The 17,588-nt window shown below is 65.8% G+C and carries 19 protein-coding genes; 8 read left to right on the top strand and 11 right to left on the bottom strand.

Annotated features, from left to right (window positions below; genetic code table 11):
* Positions 1–77: 77 nt before the first annotated feature.
* Positions 78–518, bottom strand: a complete 441-nt coding sequence (locus tag ACIBG0_RS34750; RefSeq protein WP_397038537.1) for a nuclear transport factor 2 family protein — start codon at positions 516–518, stop codon at positions 78–80.
* Between the two features lie 250 nt (positions 519–768).
* Between ACIBG0_RS34750 and cobG the strand changes: the two genes are divergently transcribed.
* Complete coding sequence (cobG, locus tag ACIBG0_RS34755; RefSeq protein ID WP_397038539.1) at positions 769–1,983, top strand: precorrin-3B synthase; 1,215 nt, start codon at positions 769–771, stop codon at positions 1,981–1,983.
* Positions 1,984–2,260: 277 nt separating this feature from the next.
* Positions 2,261–2,812 carry a hypothetical protein gene (locus ACIBG0_RS34760; protein ID WP_397038540.1) on the top strand — a complete coding sequence of 184 codons (552 nt, stop codon included), beginning with the start codon at positions 2,261–2,263 and terminating at the stop codon, positions 2,810–2,812.
* A gap of 16 nt (positions 2,813–2,828) precedes the next feature.
* On the opposite strand, the gene ddaH is transcribed toward ACIBG0_RS34760, so the two are convergent.
* Positions 2,829–3,701: a dimethylargininase gene (gene ddaH, locus ACIBG0_RS34765; protein ID WP_397038542.1), complete on the bottom strand. Its 873-nt coding sequence runs from the start codon at positions 3,699–3,701 to the stop codon at positions 2,829–2,831.
* A 138-nt stretch (positions 3,702–3,839) separates the two neighbouring features.
* On the opposite strand from ddaH, the gene ACIBG0_RS34770 reads away from it, so the two are divergent.
* The 3 genes from ACIBG0_RS34770 (at position 3,840) to cobJ (ending at position 6,830) form a co-directional block, all read left to right on the top strand.
* Complete coding sequence (locus tag ACIBG0_RS34770) at positions 3,840–4,277, top strand: Lrp/AsnC family transcriptional regulator (RefSeq protein ID WP_397038543.1); 438 nt, start codon at positions 3,840–3,842, stop codon at positions 4,275–4,277.
* A gap of 103 nt (positions 4,278–4,380) precedes the next feature.
* Complete coding sequence (locus ACIBG0_RS34775) at positions 4,381–5,007, top strand: precorrin-8X methylmutase (RefSeq protein ID WP_397038544.1); 627 nt, start codon at positions 4,381–4,383, stop codon at positions 5,005–5,007.
* The gene (gene cobJ / locus ACIBG0_RS34780) at positions 5,004–6,830 is read left to right on the top strand and encodes a precorrin-3B C(17)-methyltransferase (protein ID WP_397038546.1); all 1,827 of its coding nucleotides are present in this window, start codon (positions 5,004–5,006) and stop codon (positions 6,828–6,830) included. Before ACIBG0_RS34775 ends, cobJ begins: the two co-directional genes overlap by 4 nt.
* A gap of 209 nt (positions 6,831–7,039) precedes the next feature.
* On the opposite strand, the gene ACIBG0_RS34785 is transcribed toward cobJ, so the two are convergent.
* Both ACIBG0_RS34785 and ACIBG0_RS34790 read right to left on the bottom strand, forming a co-directional pair.
* Entirely contained in the window at positions 7,040–8,185 is a 1,146-nt protein-coding gene (locus tag ACIBG0_RS34785; RefSeq protein ID WP_397038668.1) for an MFS transporter, read from the bottom strand.
* 80 nt (positions 8,186–8,265) lie between these two features.
* Positions 8,266–8,907: a GntR family transcriptional regulator gene (locus ACIBG0_RS34790; RefSeq protein ID WP_397038548.1), complete on the bottom strand. Its 642-nt coding sequence runs from the start codon at positions 8,905–8,907 to the stop codon at positions 8,266–8,268.
* Positions 8,908–9,008: 101 nt separating this feature from the next.
* On the opposite strand from ACIBG0_RS34790, the gene ACIBG0_RS34795 reads away from it, so the two are divergent.
* A complete protein-coding gene (locus ACIBG0_RS34795; protein WP_397038550.1) occupies positions 9,009–9,539 on the top strand; it encodes a PadR family transcriptional regulator in 531 nt (176 codons plus the stop codon).
* Position 9,540: 1 nt separating this feature from the next.
* Here the strand turns inward: ACIBG0_RS34795 and ACIBG0_RS34800 are convergent, their stop codons facing one another.
* The 5 genes from ACIBG0_RS34800 to ACIBG0_RS34820 form a co-directional block, all read right to left on the bottom strand.
* Positions 9,541–10,284, bottom strand: coding sequence for a cobalt-precorrin-6A reductase (locus tag ACIBG0_RS34800; RefSeq protein WP_397038670.1), 744 nt, complete (start codon positions 10,282–10,284; stop codon positions 9,541–9,543).
* Positions 10,281–10,862: a hypothetical protein gene (locus ACIBG0_RS34805; protein WP_397038552.1), complete on the bottom strand. Its 582-nt coding sequence runs from the start codon at positions 10,860–10,862 to the stop codon at positions 10,281–10,283. Before ACIBG0_RS34805 ends, ACIBG0_RS34800 begins: the two co-directional genes overlap by 4 nt.
* Before the next feature lie 89 nt (positions 10,863–10,951).
* Positions 10,952–12,211, bottom strand: a complete 1,260-nt coding sequence (cbiE, locus tag ACIBG0_RS34810) for a precorrin-6y C5,15-methyltransferase (decarboxylating) subunit CbiE (protein WP_397038672.1) — start codon at positions 12,209–12,211, stop codon at positions 10,952–10,954.
* A complete protein-coding gene (locus ACIBG0_RS34815) occupies positions 12,190–12,945 on the bottom strand; it encodes an SDR family NAD(P)-dependent oxidoreductase (protein WP_397038554.1) in 756 nt (251 codons plus the stop codon). Before ACIBG0_RS34815 ends, cbiE begins: the two co-directional genes overlap by 22 nt.
* 43 nt (positions 12,946–12,988) lie before the next feature.
* Positions 12,989–13,513: a hypothetical protein gene (locus ACIBG0_RS34820; protein ID WP_397038555.1), complete on the bottom strand. Its 525-nt coding sequence runs from the start codon at positions 13,511–13,513 to the stop codon at positions 12,989–12,991.
* A gap of 138 nt (positions 13,514–13,651) precedes the next feature.
* On the opposite strand from ACIBG0_RS34820, the gene ACIBG0_RS34825 reads away from it, so the two are divergent.
* Complete coding sequence (locus ACIBG0_RS34825) at positions 13,652–14,062, top strand: PPOX class F420-dependent oxidoreductase (RefSeq protein WP_397038557.1); 411 nt, start codon at positions 13,652–13,654, stop codon at positions 14,060–14,062.
* 150 nt (positions 14,063–14,212) lie between these two features.
* Here ACIBG0_RS34825 and ACIBG0_RS34830 read toward each other — a convergent pair whose 3' ends face one another.
* On the bottom strand, positions 14,213–15,340 hold the full coding sequence (locus ACIBG0_RS34830; protein WP_397038558.1) for a M24 family metallopeptidase: 1,128 nt from the start codon (positions 15,338–15,340) through the stop codon (positions 14,213–14,215).
* Between the two features lie 89 nt (positions 15,341–15,429).
* On the opposite strand from ACIBG0_RS34830, the gene ACIBG0_RS34835 reads away from it, so the two are divergent.
* Positions 15,430–16,401, top strand: a complete 972-nt coding sequence (locus tag ACIBG0_RS34835; RefSeq protein ID WP_397038560.1) for a 5'-3' exonuclease H3TH domain-containing protein — start codon at positions 15,430–15,432, stop codon at positions 16,399–16,401.
* A 400-nt stretch (positions 16,402–16,801) separates the two neighbouring features.
* On the opposite strand, the gene ACIBG0_RS34840 is transcribed toward ACIBG0_RS34835, so the two are convergent.
* A complete protein-coding gene (locus tag ACIBG0_RS34840) occupies positions 16,802–17,527 on the bottom strand; it encodes a DUF4333 domain-containing protein (protein ID WP_397038562.1) in 726 nt (241 codons plus the stop codon).
* Positions 17,528–17,588: the final 61 nt, after the last annotated feature.

The raw sequence follows: 17,588 nt of genomic DNA on the forward strand, positions 1-17,588 counted from the left end.
TTTCCTCATCACCCGCCGAGCAACCAGATGCTAGCCCGCCGCTGTGCGCCGCTCGTCGACGGTCATCTACTCGGCGTTCAGGTCAGGTCGGCGTTTCCGTCGATCACCTTCAGGTGGTAGTGGAATTTGTCGACCCGCCAGCCCGCGGCGGTGCGCTCGGCGCCGATGCTGTAGCTGCCGACGAAGGTGCGTGTCTTGCCGTGGGACGCATCGTTTTTCACGTGCACCGCGATGGCGTCGGCGTGGATTTCGGCGTGGTCGCCCTGCAGGTCGACCAGGTAGTTGCCGGCCTGATGATGGACGCCGTCGAGGTCGGCCAGGCCCGTGCGCCAATCGCCGACGATATCGGTCGCGGGTCGCACCGCCACCCCGCCGCCGAAGCCACCATCGAAGTCGACCTTCGGGGTGAACACCTCCGCGAGCAGGTCATCCCAGCGCTTCTGATCTGTGTAGACGAACATCCTCGTGACAACGTCGATGATCACGAGTCGGTCGGCAACGGTGGAGATTTCACTCATTCCGCCAACCTTAATGGTGGGGCGAGGGCGACTGGTCGGTCGCTCTCATCCGGATGCGCCCAACCGTCAGTGCAAGGCACCGGAGATCGGTAGCGTCCTGGCCACGCACCACAGCCGTCACCGGACTTCACGACTGACCCCATCGGTCACGCACCACAGCCGTCACCGGACTTCACGACTGGCCCGTCGGTGGTCAGGGGTCACTGCCGTCGCCTGTTACGCGGCCGCGGGGTCGTAGGCTGGACGGGTCATGACGCGTACAAATCCCGATTCCTGTCCCGGTGTGCTGCGGCTGCATCAGGCGGCCGATGGGCCGTTGGCTCGGATTCGGCTGCCTGGTGGGCGGCTGGAACCGGGGCAGTTGCAGGTTTTGGCCGAGGCCGCCGTCGAGCTCGGCGATGGGAATATCGAGCTGACCTCGCGGGGCAATGTGCAATTGCGACAGGTGCGTGATGCGGCTGCGTTGAGCGAGCGGTTGGCCGGTGCCGGGCTGTTGCCGAGCGAGACGCATGAGCGGGTGCGCAATATCGTCGCGTCGCCGCTGTCGGGGCGGATCGGTGGCTGGGCGGATGTACATGCGCTCGTTCCGGCGCTGGACACGGGATTGCGCGCCGCACCGCGGCTGACCGAACTGCCCGGCCGCGTGCTGTTCACCCTCGACGACGGTCGCGGCGACATCAGCGGCCTCGGCGGTGATATCGGCGTACACGCCACGGACGCCGACGAATTCGCACTCATGCTGGCCGGTGCTGATTCCGGCATCCGAGTATCCGCGGCCGACGCGGTCCAGGTGATGCTGGCCGCGGCGCACGCCTTCCTCGATCTCGGTTCGGGTCAATGGCGGCTGCACGAAGTCGACGACGGTGTGCGGCGAGTGATCGATATCCTCGGCTTGTCCCCCGGCTCCGAACGCCTGGAATTCGATGCCGCCCATGACATTCCGATCGGCTGGCTCGACCAGGACGACGGTCTGGTCAGCCTCGGCGCGGCCGTTCGCCTCGGCTCCCTCCCCGCTCGCATCGCCGAATTCATCGCCGCCATCGAACGCCCGATCTTCATCACCCCCTGGCGCAGCCTGGTGGTCACCGATCTAGCGGAATGGCCCGCCGAACAGGTCGTCCGCGTACTGGCCCCCATGGGCCTGATCTTCGACGCCAACTCCCCTTGGCTCCAGGTCAGCGCCTGCGCAGGCCAACCTGGCTGCGCAAAAGCGCGCACCGATGTCCGCGCGGACGCCACTGCCGCCGTCGAATCCGGGCGCGTACTGGTCCCCAACGACCAGCCCGCCGCGGAGAGCGATTCCAGCGGGGCAGCAGATCTCGGCGCGGCCGTCGAAGTTCCCAGCGCCGATGACGTCACGGTCTCGGGCCGCCAACATTGGTCCGGCTGTGAACGTCGCTGCGGCCGCCCCCGCGGCCCGGTCACCGATATCGTCGCCACCGAAAACGGTTACCGCATCGGCTGACATCGGCCCAGCGAGCGACCGCAGGAAGTCCGGGCCCACCATATCGGGCCGCCGTCCGCAGGCCGACCATCCGGCGCCGCCTTGGTGTGGTATCGGCTGAATCCATGCCGCAAGCGGACCGATCAAGGACACCGCGAACGATGCCAGTACGCCGTGTCGCGTGTCGCGCATGGCAAGTGGACCGAGCTTTTGCCGCACATGGCCCAGGCGATCTGGCTCTCGGGCACGGCCCGTGGCACGGTGAGGGCAGCGGTTGACTCGTGGGAGGAGTGTTCCGATGACGGTCGGGCGGCTGGGTGACGCGGAGATCGAGGCGATGTCGGCGCAGGAGCGGCGAGAGTTGATTCGGCGGTTGCAGTTGCCGCCGGAGCGGGTATTGCCGCGGCCGGAGGTCGTGCGGATTCATCGGCGGGTGCGGTTGACGCTGATGGTGGGTGGGTCCATCGCGTTGATTCCGTGGATCGTGTATCTCGCGGTGTCGCTGCCACCCGATTATCAGGCGCGCAATTGGACGCTGACCTGGGTCGGGTTCGACATCCTGCTGGTCATCATGATGGCGACGACCGCCTATCTCGGCTGGCAACGCAAGCAGCTGCTGATGCTGCCCGCATTCGGTACCGGCCTATTGTTGCTCGTGGATGCCTGGTTCGACATCGCGACCGCCAACTCGCGCGATGTCTGGTTCTCCATCGTCATCGCCTGCGTCGGGGAAATCCCCCTGGCCCTGCTACAGATCAGCGGCGCACTCCTGCTGTTCAAATTCGTCGCCGAGGTCCATCCGTTGGCCGAACCGGGCGTCAGCGGTTGGCGCACCCAACTCCCGTTCTAACAGCGATGCTCGCGCATTATGAAGCGACCGCGGTCGGCGCACTCCGTGGATCCTCGTGAATCTCCAACGTGCAGCACTTCACTCCACCACCGGCCTTCAACAACTCCGACAGATCGACGCCCACCGGGTTGTACCCCTGCGCACGCAACTCCGAAGCCAGGTTGTCGGCGCGGCTGCTGATGAAGACATTCAGCCCATCGGAGACGCCGTTCAGTCCGAGAACCACCGCATCATCAACGGTGGCGAGGATGGCATCCGGATAGAGCTCGGCCAGTATCGCCTGACTCGCGGCACTGAAGGCGGGCGCGAAGTACGCGACATTCATGTCATCGAGAACCATCAGCGCCGTATCCAGGTGATAGAAGCGCGGATCGACCAGTTCGAGCGAAACCACCGGCAGATCGAAGTACCGCTGGACCTCACGGTGTGCCGCAATCGAACTCCGGAATCCGGTCGCGGCCAGCATGCGCTCACCAACCAGCAGGAAGTCACCTTCGCCCTCATTGATTTCCTGCGCCCCGATCAACTCCACCAGCCCCAGCTGCGCGAACCAGCGGTGATACGCGGGACCTTCCGCGGCCCGCTCGGCATGGGTGAACCGCGCCGACATCGCCCGATCACCCACGATCAGCCCGCTATTCGCGGCGAAAACCATATCGGGCAGACCGGGCTCCCCGGGTACCACATCGATGCGATGGCCGTAATGCTCGAATGTCGCGCGCAGTGTCTCCCACTGTGACAGCGCCAGCGCACGATCGACGGGTTGCTGCGGATTCATCCACGGATTGATCGAGTAGCAGACATCGAAATGATCCGGACGGCACATCACGAACTGACGTGGCGATGGCTGCCGCACGGGCTCGAAACGGAGGGTGGCTACAGAGGTCAACGTGTCTCCCGGAGGTAGGCGCGGAGCATTCCACTGACACGAAGGTAATTCGCCTAGTATTGCGCCAGAAACAACGATTCATTGCGCATGACCGGCAGAATCCATCGAATCATTGCGCCGATCGGAAGTGGGTGTGGCGTGGATAACATCGACCGGCAGATCCTGGCGCATCTGCTCAAGTCGGCGCGCGCCTCGTTCCAGGAGATCGGCGCGAAGGTCGGATTGTCCGCGCCCGCGGTGAAGCGCCGCGTCGACAAGATGGTCGCCAGCCGCCAGATCACCGGCTTCACCGCACTGGTCAACCCGGCCGCACTCGGTTGGACCACCGAGGCCTACGTCGAGGTCTACTACCGCGACAACATCACTCCCGCCGAACTGCGCCGCAGCCTCGAACCGATCCCCCAGGTAGTCGGCGTCTGGACCATCGCAGGCGAAGCCGACGCCCTCGTCCACGTCATGGCGACCGACATGGCCGAAATCGAATCCACCGTAGAACGCATCCGCGAAAACACCCGAGTAGGCCGCACTCGCAGCTCCATAGTCATGTCCCGAATCCTCGAACGTCCCCGCACCTGATCCGCCGAGCACGCATCCACGCAGGCCCTCTCGACGTTTCCGCCACCATCGCATTCTCGACCCGCAGCGGGGGTGAGGAGGAAGGGCTCATATGGTGGGGGGCATGTCCGCTGTTTACGTCACTGATGGGGCCGAGATCTATCGGCGATCGTTTGCGATGATTCGGGCGGAGGCGGATCTGAGTGGGTTTCCGCCGGATGTGGCGCAGGTTGTGGTGCGGATGATTCATGGGTGCGGGCAGGTGGATCTGGCGGGGGACGTGGCGTTTTCGCCTGGTGTGGTGGCGGCGGCGCGAAGCGGGCTGCGCGCGGGGGCTCCTATTCTTTGTGATGCGCAGATGGTCGCGTCCGGTGTGACGCGCAAGCGGTTGCCTGCCGACAATGATGTGATCTGTACCCTCGGCGATTCGCGGGTGCCGGAACTGGCTGCGGCAATGGGCAATACGCGGTCGGCCGCGGCGCTGGAGTTGTGGCGTGATCGCCTCGAGGGCGCGGTAGTCGCCATCGGGAACGCACCGACGGCGCTGTTCCATCTGCTCGACATGATCGAAGCGGGTGCGCCGCGACCCGCTGCCATCCTGGGCATACCGGTCGGCTTCGTCGGGGCTGCCGAATCCAAGGACGCGCTGATCGAATTCGGCGGGATCGAATATCTGACGGTGCGTGGGCGGCGCGGTGGCAGCGCCATTACCGCGTCGGCACTGAATGCGATTGCGAGCGAACAGGAATGAGCAGCGGCAAGTTGTGGGGCGTCGGACTCGGCCCCGGAGATCCGGAGCTGGTGACAGTGAAGGCGGCGCGGGTGATCGCCGAAGCCGATGTCATCGCCTTCCACAGCGCACGCCACGGCCGCAGCATCTCGCGCGGCATCGCCGCGCCGTACATGCGCACTGGCCAAATCGAAGAACACCTGATCTACCCGGTCACCACCGAGACGACCGACCACCCCGGCGGCTATCAGGGCGCCATCGACGAGTTCTATGAGCAGGCCGCCGAACGCCTGGCCACGCACCTGGCGGTAGGCCGGTCCGTTGCGCTGCTCGCCGCGGGCGATCCGCTGTTCTACAGCTCGTACATGCACATGCACCGTCGATTGGCCGACCGGTTCGAAGCCGAGATCATCCCCGGCATCACCTCGGTGAGCGCGGCCTCGGCGGCCCTCGGCACCCCGCTCGTCGAAGGAGAGCAGGTGCTGACCGTCCTGCCGGGCACCATGCCCACCGACGAACTCACCCGCCGCCTCCGCGACACCGACGCCGCCGCCATCATGAAACTCGGCCGCACCTATCCTGGTGTGCGCCGAGCACTCTCGGACTCCGGCCGCCTCGCCGATGCGTACTACATCGAACGCGCGAGCAGCGCCCGCGAGCGTGTGCTCGCCGCCGATGAGGTCGACGACGCGGACGTGCCGTACTTCTCGATCACCCTCGTTCCCGGCCCCCAACCGACAACCGCACTGCCCCTGGCGAATTCGGTGCAAGTTCGACAGCCTGCCGTCGGCACGACGGCCACCCCGATCGCGAACGCCTGGTCGAACCGAACCATCGACGCCAGCAACGAATCCGCGGCGGACCGCACCGTCGTCCCCGTACCGCAGCAGACGTCTCCACTGTCTCTTCCGAATCCGGTGCGAAATCAGCATTCCTCCGCCGACACGGCGGCCATCCCGGTCACGAACGCCGGATCAATCGGAATCAGCGCGGAATCCGCGGCAGACGTGCGCCTCGCGAATCCAGAACCGGATCCGCACCGCTCGGTACAACAGGCCTACGCCGAGCTAGCCCGCGTGGATCCCAGAGACGCCGGCGGCCCCGGCGAAGTCGTAGTCGTCGGGCTCGGCCCCGGCTCACCCGACTGGACCACGCCCGAAGTCGAACGAGCACTCGCCGAGGCCACCGATCTGGTCGGCTACACGACCTACATCAATCGAGTGCCGTCACGGCCCGGGCAGCGCAGGCACGCCAGCGACAACCGGGTGGAATCCGAACGTGCCGCCATGGCATTGGATCTCGCGAAGCACGGGGCCAAGGTCGTTGTCGTCTCCTCGGGTGACCCCGGGGTCTTCGCGATGGCGGCCGCGGTACTCGAGGAATCCGCCGATCCGCAGTGGCAAGGGGTGCCGGTGCGAGTACTGCCCGGGCTCACCGCGGCCAATGCCGTGGCCAGCCGGGTCGGCGCGCCGCTCGGCCATGATTACGCGATGATTTCGCTCTCGGATCGGCTCAAGCCGTGGGAGGTTGTCGCGCAACGACTTTCGGCGGTAGCCGCGGCCGATATGGCGATCGCGATCTACAACCCGGCCTCCAGTCAACGCACCTGGCAGGTCGCCGCGATGCGTGAGGTGCTGCTCGAACATCGCAAGCCCGATACGCCGGTGGTGCTCGCTCGCGATGTCGGCGGACCCACCGAATCCGTCCGTGTGGTCACCCTCGCCGAATTGGATCCGGCCGAGGTCGATATGCGCACACTGCTGATCATCGGCGCCTCCACCACTGCCGTCATCGAGTCCGACCAGGGCACCAGGGTCTACACCTCGCGCCGCTACCAACGCTGATTCCGATTCTGCAGGAAACCGTGCAAATTTCGACACGGGTTCGGCCACGCTGAAGGCATGATCAACAGCGGGCCGGACGGACCGCGACAACCGGAAAGGCAATTCGAATGCGCAAACTGAAGCTCCAGGTCCAGACCACCATCGACGGCTACATGTCCGGGCCGAACGGCAGCATTGTCGGGGATGTCGATCGGCATCCCCGACGGATCTCAGCTGCGGTAATTCCGAACGACGAGCGCTAGGCACCCCGCCGCTCCCACAGCGGCGGCGGCGAACATTGCCGGGTATCCCAGGCCGAATGACTCGTGTAGGAATGCCAGAAGCGCGGGAATGCCGAAGCCAAGGTAGCTCGCCGCGTAGAACACCGCGGTCAGTCCGGCCAGGTCGTCGGGACGGGCAATGCGCTCGATCTCCTGCAGTCCAGCGACCAGCCCGATTCCATATCCGGCACCGAGCACGACAGCGGTGACGATGGTGAGCACGAGGGCCAATGCACCTGATGTCCATGCGGCCGAGACCATTCCACACACAACCGACACCAGCGCCACAACAGCCGCACGGGCGGTGCCCGGTCGATCGACTCGTCGTGCCAGCGACTGGATCGCAAAACCACAGCCCAACGTGATCACCGTGATCAACGCCGAAAAGGCGATCGGTGCACTGTGCACCTTCGGCGCCATCAGAGCGGGCAGCACCGCGTAAGCCGTTGCGGCAGAAGTGAACAACCACAGCGCGACCGGTAGCACAACACACCGGAACCTGCGATGCGCGGCTGCGGGAACTTTCAGATCATCGATCAGTCGTCCCGAGTTCGGCTGCGGCGATAACGTTTCCGGCACTCTGGCCACCCAGATGGCTGCTATCAGACACAGCATCACATTGATCAGATACGCCAACGTATTCGGCAGCGGCACCCATTGCGCGAGCACACCCGCCACACCGGCACCGATGGCGAACCCACCGGTCAGGCTCATCGCCGAACGTCGCGCCCCCGTCCCGGCGGGTAGCTCCGGCCCGAACGGCGGGTGCGAAAGTTCCTTCAGCCAACTACTTCCCACCGCCATCGCCAACCCGAGCGCCACGCCGCACAGCACCCGTCCGACCGAGAGCATCGGCACCGATGCCGATCCGAAGGCCAGCAGTAGCGAACCGGTCGCGCCGATCAACGGCGCCGGGCGAAGCAACATGCGACGGCCGTAGCGGTCCGAGAGCGGTCCGCCGATCAGCAAGGCGGGCACGATGCCGAGGACATAGTCGAACAGCAGCAGGTCGACCGTGGTGACCGGCAGCCCGTTGCCCTTGTACAGGACCAGCAGGGGCGTGAATTCGTTTCCGCCCCAGGCAATCGCGAACATCGCGACCGCGACACCCCGCCAATGCCGCGCGCTCTGCCGAATTCCCGGCGACCCGGTGTCGACCGCGAGCAGCGTGGCCACTATAGGCCTCGCATTTCCAGCTGGTGCACGCCGGACATATGCTCGACGAGCGCGATGGCGAATCCGGCCGCATCGCCGATTTCGATCAGATCGGCCAGCCGCATGTGCTGTTCGATAATGCGGGCGGTATCGGTCGAACCACGGTGCAGTGCGGCGCTGTTCATGCGACGCTGCCGCTCCCGCAGCGAGTCGTAGAACCCGGTGAGCAACGGATTGTCCGCAGCGACGACGTAGGTGCGGTGAAAGTCGGTGTCCGCCACCGCGAAGCGCTCGAAGTCCGCGGCAGCGGCCACCTCGCGCTGGCGGTCCAACGAGGCGTGCAGTTCGGCGATCAGCGCGGAACGCTGCTGCGCTACCACCGCATGGACCGCCCCGGTCTCCACGACATAGCGAGCATGGACGACGTGTTCGGCCTCGGCGGGCGGAATCGGCACCACCAGCGCGCCCCGCTTGGGATACAGCCGCATCCACCCCTCCACCTCGAGTCGCAGGAATGCTTCCCGCACCGGGGTCCGCGACATACCGAGATCGGCGGCGATCTCGCCCTCACTGATCAGCTCACCGCCCGGCAGTGCGCCGGTCAGGATGCGTTCCTTGACCTCGCGATAGGCGAGTTCAGCAGATGAATACGTCTTAGACACAAGTTGTATCTTAGCGACATCCCGCGGCAGCCCTCCACCGATCGCCAGTGAAGTCGTATAACATTCCACTATGGAACGTTGAGATCGAAGGGAGCAGTCCGTTGGCGAACACCTCGACGCAACGCAAAACGCTGAATTCCACGGCGGCCTCGCTGCTCGGATTTCTGCACGACGGTCCCATGTCGGGTTGGGATCTGGTGGCGCAGGCCCAGGACCGGATCGGCGACTTCTGGACCATTACCCAAAGCCAGGTCTACCGGGAACTGGCCGCCATGGACGCGGCCGGACTCGTCGATAAGGGTGAGACCGGGGCGCGCGACCGCACCCCCTATCAGATCACCGACGCCGGTCGCGAAGCATTCCTCGAATGGATCGCCCGCGACCCGGGCGCGGAAACCATTCGGGTGCCACTGCTACTGACCCTGTCCTTCGGCAAGCACGTCGATCCCGATCACCTCGATCGAATCATCGCCACCAACAAGGACATTCACCAGCAACGCCTCGACCGCTACCTCAACGACAACCACACCGACATGTCTCCCTATCAACGCGCCACTCTCGAATTCGGCATCGGCTACGAGCGCACAGTCCTCGCCTGGTTCGACCGTCTGCCCGACATACTCGGCCGCTGAATCAGCGGGATGCGATATCCCGCAACCACTTCCACGCCGCGTCCACGGATTCCACGACCACCGCACCGGGCGGCAGCGCGGGACGGTCGACGACGACCACGGGAAGGTCCGCGCAGCGAGCGGCATCGAGCTTGGCGGCGGTCTGATCGCCGCCACTGTCCTTGGTGACCAGCACATCGATCCGGTGTTGCGTCAGCAAACGCTGCTCATCCGCCGGTGCGAAAGGCCCACGCGCGAGCAGCAATTCGTGGTGCGGCGGCAGCGCCCCGGTGGGTGGATCAATGGCACGGATCAGAAACCACTGCTTCGTCAGGCCCGCGAAGGCCGCGACACCTTGGCGGCCGATCGTCAGGAAGACGCGCTCGCCCAGCTCGGCGACCTCCCGCACCGCCGCGTCGAGGTCGGGCACCCGGATCCACCGATCACCGGGCTGTTCGGACCACCCCGGCCGCCGCACATGCAGTATCGGCAGGCCGAGATCCGTTGCGGCACTATGCGCGTTCGCACTGATCGTGCCCGCGAACGGATGTGTGGCATCGATGACGACCGCGATCTCATTATTCGCCAACCACTTCCGCATTCCGACGACACCACCGAAGCCGCCGATCCGAACCGGCCCCTCCGGCAGCAATGGGTCGCGAACACGACCGGCGAGCGAGGAGACGATATCGAATCCTCGTTCGCCGGAAGCGATGTGGGCGATTACCCTGGCTTCCCGGGTACCGCCCAGAATCAGAGTTTTCAGGGCTGCCCGCTGAAGTAGGCGATGCCCGCATTGATCAGGTTCGGACCGCCCGCGATGAGCAGGCCGATCAGCGCACCCACCGGCAGACCGATGCCGAAGAAGAAGAATCCGATGATCGCGCCGATCACCGCACCGAGCGAGGCGCGCTGCAGTTCGCTGAAGAACCACTCCTGCGAGGAGATGGCCTCGGCACTGATCGCCGCGGTCGGCTCGAGCTGCGGTGTCAGCGTCAGCTTCTGCCCTGCGGGGTCGATGGTGGCCGCGATCGGGATCAACTGCGCGCCGACCTGCGCCTTCAGCGGAATCGAGGTGACGACGGCACCTTCGGTGTTCTTCACAGTGACGTAGTTCTGATCGGCATCGAGACTGAAAGCGCCGCCGGTGACGGCCGCGACAATCGACTTGTCGACCAGCTGCACCGCGTAGTTCACACCATGGTCCTCGCCCTGCACTGCTGGCGCGGCCTGGTTCTGCACGGCCGGCGCGGGTGCGGCGGGAGCGGCGCCGGAGGTACCCGCCGCGATACCGGTGGCGGCCACGGTCATCAACGCGGTGGCGGCGAACTTCTTGTACTTCATAAATCTCCCCAACAGGACAGGGATCCGGCGATAGCGTCCGGATCTCGGGCACCGACCCTACCGCCGGCCTCACCCGCGAAGCGATATTTTCAGACCGATCCGCGTTTCACAACGGCCCATTGGGTGACGGGCAGTTGCGGCCGCCAGGTGGTGAACTTGCCGAGGGCTTCGGCTCGGTAAATCTGAAACTTCCGCAGTTCACCGCCGTGCGCGGCGGCCCAAGTCAGTAGCAGTGCTTCGGATTCCGCCGTCACGGCATTCGCCACCAATCGACCACCCTGGCGTAGACCCGACCAGCATGTCTCGAGTACGCCATCTTGCGTGAGCCCGCCACCGATAAATATTGCGTCCGGAGGACAAGATTCGGTAGATTTTCCGATGTCGGTGCGTATATCTCCAAACACATCGATGTATGGAACACCAAGGGCGGCGGCGTTGTCGGCGATCTGCCGCCGCCGGTGTTCGAGTCGCTCGAAGCTCACCGCTCGACAGCCAGGATGGGTGCGGCACCATTCGATCGCGATACTGCCCGAACCCCCGCCGACATCCCACAGCAATTCCCCGGGCGCGGGCGCCAGCGCGGCCAGTGTCAACGCTCTGACCTCGGATTTGGTGAGTTGACCGTCACCGCCGAAGAGCTCGTCCGGCAGGCCGGGTACCCGCGTCGCACGCAGGTGTTTCGGATCGGCGACGCAGTCGATGGCGACGATATTGAGCGGATCACCGCAAGCAAGCTCCCACCCTGCCGCGCGATCGCGCACGACCCGTTCGTGCGGGCCGCCCAACTGCTCGAGCACGGTCAACGTCGACCCCCCGAAACCATTGTTCCGTAACAGCTCCGCGACCTGTCCCGGTGTGCGCTCGTCCGCGCTCAGCACCAACACCCGACGCCCGTCCGCCAACTCGGGCAATACGGTCTCCATCGGCCGTCCCACCGCGCTCACCACCGGAGTTTCCGCCAACGCCCAGCCCAGCCGCGCACATGCCAACGATGCCGATGATGCCTGCGGATATACCCGCAGGTGGTCCGCCCCGAGCAGCCGCGCCAATGTCACCCCGATGCCGTAGAACATCGGGTCCCCGCTGGCCAGCACACATATCCGCCGATCGGTGTGATCGGCGAACAGACCGCGCAGTGCGGGGACCAAGGGTGAAGGCCACGCCCGCCGCGTCACCATGACGTCCCGCGGAATCAGTTCGAGTTGCCGCACCGAACCGAATACCACCTCGGCATCCGAGACCGCTTTGCGCGCAGCCTCACCGAGCCCGCTCCACCCGTCGGCGCCGATACCGACCACTGTGATCGGCGATCCGCTCCACTCTGCCGTCACCGCGGCATCCGACGCCAGATGGGTTGGGGCAGTAGACGGATAGCGAAGATGACCGGACGCAGGATGCCGGGAACCCAGACCCGACCGGCACGGCGGCGCAGACCGCGCACGACCGCGTCGGCCACCTGGTCGGGGGTGCTGGACAGCGGCGCCGGGTCCATGCCGTCGGTCATCCGGCCGATCACGAACCCACAGCGCAGCAGCAGCAGGTGAACACCGCTGCCGTGCAACGCATCCGCGAGCCCGCTGGCGAATCCGTCCAGACCCGCCTTCGCCGAACCGTAGACGTAATTGGCCCGACGCACACGTGCACCCGCGAACGAGCTGAATACGACGAGCTGTCCGCTGCCCTGTGCGCGAAGCAGATTCGCCAGAATGGTGAGCACGCTGATCTGTGCGACATAGTCGGTATGCACCACCGCGATCGCATGTGCGGGATCGCGTTCGGCCCGCGCCTGATCCCCGAGTACGCCGAATGCGACCACCGCTACCCCGATGCGCCCGTATTCGGCCGCGATCTTCTCCAGCAGCGCGGGATGACTCGCCGTATCGTCCGCATCGAACTCGACGGTATGCACTGCCGTCGCCCCGGCCGCCGCCACCGCCGCGCCCTCCTGCGTCAACTCTGCACTGCGCCGCGCCGCCAGTATCACCACTCGCCCTGGAGCCAGCCGCCGCGCCACCGTGAGCCCGATTTCACTGCGGCCCCCGAGTACCAGCACCGACCCCTCGGCAATTCCACGCGATCCCATGCCGCCAGTCTCGCACCCCGCCCCGATATCCCGATCGGCCAGGTCAGACGATCTCGAGCTGATAGGAGGCCTCGACCCAGAAGCCGCCCGGCTCGTATTCTCCACCGAAGGTGAGGATGTAGTCACCACGGAGCAAGTCGTCCAGCCTGCACCACAGTCCCCAGGCCGTCGCCTTGAAACGGCCGGTCACCGGGAACGGGCCGCCAGCTGCCGCGTTGACCCGGAATGCGGCGCGGTTGGTCACTTCCAGCAGCGGCAATTCGACGCCATTGAGCTCAGCGTGACCGCTCGCCGTCGGAGCCACCGGCGGCCGACTGCCGAATGGGAAGAAGGACCTTTCGACCTTCTGGAACATATTGAAGACGGGAAAGAAGATCGGCCGACCGAATGGCACAGAGCAGCTTCGGCTGACCTTGCCGCCGAAAGTTCCGGCGAGGAACCAGACATCGCCGGGCTGACTTTCGGCCGCGCACGCTCCGGTCTCGTCGCAGACCGGATTCTTGGCGATCGGAATCGACATGGCCCACTGCCACCATCGAGCGGCCAACTGGACATTCGTGCTCTGCATCCTGAACCCCTCGATCGTCGATCTCGGCGTCAGAATATCCGAGCGCGCACCGAACATCGAACTGACCAGTTCGTGCCGAAATGTGTCCACTCGGTAGGTGCCGGTGCCGCGTGGCCCCCATACCGCTACGGTCAGGGGATGCCGACCAGCACCGCACAGCTGTCCACTGCCGCACTCGAATTCGTCACCGAGCGCCACCTCGCGACCTTGACCACCCTGCGCGCCGACGGCACGCCGCATGTGGTCGCCGTGGGTTTCACCTGGGATGCGGAAGCCGGGATCGCACGAGTGATCACCAACGACGGCTCGGTGAAGGTGCGCAATGTGCGGCGCTCCGGTTACGCGGCAGTGAGCCAGGTGGACGGTATCCGTTGGATTACCTTGGAAGGTCCGGCCACAGTGCTCGACGATCCGGCCGACGTCGCGGAAGCCGTCGACCGTTATGCGGGCCGCTACCGAGTCCCCCGAGAGAACCCGACCCGCGTCGTGATCGCCATCCAAGTCCAGCGCGTACTCTCCAGCAGCACCCTCGCGGACACTTCGGTCTGAACCCAACGGCAACCATATCTGGGACCCGAAGTCATTGCGCCCCAGGCTACTTCGCCGATTCTCGGCGCCGTCGCCGAGCAGGCGCGAACTTATCGAGTCGGCGGAACTTCTACATGCTCGCCACAAGTAACACGCTGCACCCCGCCCACTTCAGAGCACCGTCAACCCATGCGGCCGCTGGTTCATCGACTCGCAGCCGTCCTCGGTCACCACGACGATGTCCTCGATGCGTGCGCCCCAATCGCCGCGGAAATAGATCCCGGGTTCGATGCTGAAGGCCATGCCGGGTTCCAGCACCAGACTGTTGCCTTCGACGATATAGGGCTCCTCATGGACCGAGAGACCGATGCCGTGGCCGGTGCGGTGGACGAAGGCGGGGCCTAAACCGGCTTCGGCCAACAAGTTTCGGGCCGCGGCGTCGACCGATTCGGCGGTGACACCTGGACGGACGGCGGAGACCGCGGCAGCTTGGGCGCGCTCCAGTTCCCCGAATTGCGTGGCCACTGTGGGGTTGGGTGCTCCGAGGACGTAGGTCCGGGTCGAGTCCGAGTAGTAGCCGGGGTCGACCGGACCGCCGATATCGATCACCACCACATCTCCGGCTTCGATGCGACGATCGGAGACGCCGTGGTGCGGGTCGGCACCGTGTGCTCCGCTACCGACGATGACGAACGCAGCCTCGGTATGTCCCTCCTCGACAATGGCCGCCGCGATATCCGCGCCGACCTCGGCCTCGGTGCGCCCGACCTGCAGGAATTCCCCCATCCGCGCATGCACCCGGTCGATGGCCGCACCCGCGCGACGCAGCGCCTCGATTTCGGCCTGGTCCTTGATCATGCGCAGTTCCCGCAGCACCGGCGTGGCCGAAGTGGGCAGTCCACTGACGGATTCGGCCAACGGCAGCAGATGCAACGCGGGCATGACATCGGTGACCGCGACCCGGGAGCCGACATGCAGAGACGACTTCACGAGCTGATACGGATCGACGCCGTCGACCCAGTCCAATACCTGCAGACCGAGTTCACCCGCCGCCGAACCTTCCAGCGAAGCCAACTCGAGCTTCGGAATAACAACCGACGGGGTGGCACCATCCGATGTGATCACCAGACAGGTCAGTCGCTCGAAGGACTCTGCCGCCGAGCCGATGAGATAGCGCAGGTCCGGGCCCGGCGTGATCAATAATGCGTCCAGATGAGCGGCGCGCATCAATTGCACCGCCCGTTCGAGTCGATCACCGTAGACATCCGCCGCGAATCGGGACTCCGTGTGCGAGCTCATACCGCCCGACGTTACCCGTCCCCGACATTCACCCGAATACGAATACCGATCACCCGAGGTTGTCATTGCGGACAGGTAGCCTCAGCGGCGTGAACACTGCGACTTCCGGCGGGCCCCTGCTGTTGCTCGATGGCGCGAGCCTGTGGTTCCGCGCGTTCCACGCGATTCCGGAGAAGATCACCGCGTCCGACGGCCGACCGGTGAACGCGCTGCGCGGCTTCACCGATATGGTCGCCTCGCTCATCACCAAGCACACGCCGAGCCGGTTGGTCGTCTGCCTGGACCTGGAATGGCGCCCCGCATTCCGGGTGGCGCTGGTGCCGACCTATAAGACCCACCGCCTCGACACCGCCGCCGATGCCGCACTCGGCGCCGAGGACGTGCCCGATACCCTGACCCCGCAGGTCGAGATGATTCTCGATGTGCTCGCCGCGGCGGGCCTCGCTACCGGCGGCGCGGTCGGACTCGAGGCCGACGACGTGCTCGGCACGCTGGCCACCCGCGAGCGCACCGATCCGGTGGTGGTCGTCAGCGGCGACCGTGACCTGCTCCAACTCGTCCGCGACGATCCGGCGCCGCCGGTGCGCGTGCTCTCTGCCGGTCGCGGCCTCGCCAAGGCCGAATTGTTCGGCCCGGCCGAGGTGTCCGCCAAATACGGTGTGCCGCTGGAGAACGCGGGCCCGGCTTATGCGGATATGGCGACCCTGCGCGGCGACTCTTCCGATGGACTGCCCGGCGTCGCCGGTATCGGTGAGAAGTCCGCTGCGATGCTCATCTCCCGCTTCGGATCCCTCGACGCGCTCACCGCGGCCGTCGACGACCCCGCCGCCGATCTGGCGCAGGGCATTCGCGCCAAACTCCGCGCCGCCGAGACATACCTGAAGGCCGCCGCCCCGGTCACCCGCGTGGTCTGCGACGCCGATGTGGAACTCTCCTGCCCCGATACTCTCCCCAGGACCCCCGTCGACCCGGAGCGCCTCCGCGAACTGGCCGCCGCCTACAACGCGGAGAGCCCCATCACCCGCCTCATCACGGCACTGGCCGCGGCGTATACGGCATAACCGCGGGCCACGCACAGGTACGGGACCTCACATACCCGGTAGTGGCCTCGCAGAGGTTGTGCAGTGTGGGCGAGGTACTCACAACCTGTGCGCCAGTACTGCCTGTCCATGTCGAGCCCTACGGCCGCGCAATCGGCAAGAGCCGGGACGAGGTACTCGGCATTGTCTGCTCCACTCGGCAGTCGGGCCCACCCTCGAGCACAAGCTGGGCCTACCCCGGACGCAAACTTGGCCAACCCGAGCGCATCTCGGCCTGCCGAGCGCAGCTTGTACCCCGAATGCGTCTTGGCCTACCCAGAGCAGAAGACGGGATCGTGGCCACATCTATGTACTCGCCACCTACGACGAGCAGCGGGGCCGCCCCACCGACACCCGCTCGCCAACCTCGACCGATGAACCCTCAGTTCGGGCGGCCGACCTCGTAGGTGCCGTCGTCCTTGGTGATCTTGACTGTGACCTTCTTCTGCTCACCGCTGACCTTCAGGTCACAGGTGAAGGTCGCGTCGACCTTGACCTGCTGGCCGGAGGGGCAGGAGACATCGGCGACGTCCTGGATCCCGTAGGAATCCGAGAGCACCTTCTTGACGCCGTCCTGCACGGCGGCCTGGTCGAGCTCGTCCTTGCCGGTCAGCACGAGTACCAGCACGACGATGGCGCCGATGACGGCAACCGCGAGCACACCGAGGCCGATGAACAGGCCCTTGCTCTTGCCGCCGCTGCTCGGCTGCGGGGTCTGCTGCTGCCACGGTTGCTGCTGGCCCTGCTGCCAGGGCTGTTGTCCCTGCTGTGCCGACCAGTCCTGCTGGGGGGTCGGCTGCTGTCCCCACTGCGGCTGACTCGGCTGACTGGGCTGGGGCTGACCCCACTGCGGCTGGCTCGGCTGACTCTGCGGGTTGGGCTGACCCCACTGCGGCTGACTGGGCTGGCTCTGCGGATTCGGCTGACCCCACGGCTGCTGCGCGTTCGGATCGCCCCACTGCTGGGTCGGCTGCGACTGCGGGGTACCACCCCACTGCTGGGTCGGTCCGGCTGCACCGGGTGCCTGCTGTCCGCCCCACTGCTGGGTGGGATCGTTGCGTCCCTCCCCGGGACCAGGGGCGTCGTTCGGTCCGTACGGGCCGCTCATCTGGTTGCCTCCACTCGCATCGTTATACACACGGTAGCCCCCCGCGTGAGACTCGTCGCAC

Source organism: Nocardia sp. NPDC050630, from assembly GCF_044457245.1.
Lineage (GTDB): Bacteria > Actinomycetota > Actinomycetes > Mycobacteriales > Mycobacteriaceae > Nocardia.